At 64.9% G+C, this 653-nt stretch carries 1 protein-coding gene; it reads right to left on the bottom strand.

What is annotated here, in order from left to right:
* Positions 1–653, bottom strand: a 653-nt coding sequence (locus ABTU92_RS27890) for an aminoacyl--tRNA ligase-related protein (RefSeq protein ID WP_408094839.1), incomplete at both ends; no start/stop codon positions are given.

Here is a 653-nt window from a genome sequence, read left to right on the forward strand (position 1 = left end):
CCGTCCGGATGGGCCACCACGGCCTTCATCGGGGCCGAGTACTTGGTGCCGAAATAGAAGATGTGGCCGACCTCGATGCCGCGCGCCGACACCCGGTCGGCCTCCGCGATCGCCGCGAAGGCGGCCTCGTCGTGCTTCTCCGAGGTCGCGGCATAGTGCGAGGTCCAGCGGTCGACGATCGCCTGGATGCCGGCGACATCGTCGAAGTCGACACCAGCCTCCGGCACCGGGAGGTCGAGATAGTCGCGATGGCAGAACACCTCGCTCTCGCCGGTCTGCGCGAGGATGATGAACTCGTGGGACAGGTTGCCGCCGATCGGACCGGTGTCGGCGACCATCGGGATCGCCCGCAGGCCGAGCCGCGTGAAGGTCCGCAGATAGGCGACGAACATCTTGTTGTAGGCGTGCTTGGCGCCCTCGTAGTCGAGGTCGAACGAGTAGGCGTCCTTCATCAGGAACTCGCGCCCGCGCATCAGCCCGAATCGCGGCCGCACCTCGTCGCGAAACTTCCATTGCAGGTGATAAAGGTTCAGCGGCAAGTCCTTGTACGACCGCACATAAGCGCGGAAGACCTCGGTCACCATCTCCTCGTTGGTGGGACCGTAGAGCATCTCGCGCTCGTGCCGGTCCTTGATGCGCAGCATCTCCTTGCC

The organism is Rhodoplanes sp. SY1 (genome assembly GCF_046000175.1).
In the GTDB taxonomy this organism is placed as follows: Bacteria; Pseudomonadota; Alphaproteobacteria; order Rhizobiales; family Xanthobacteraceae; genus Rhodoplanes.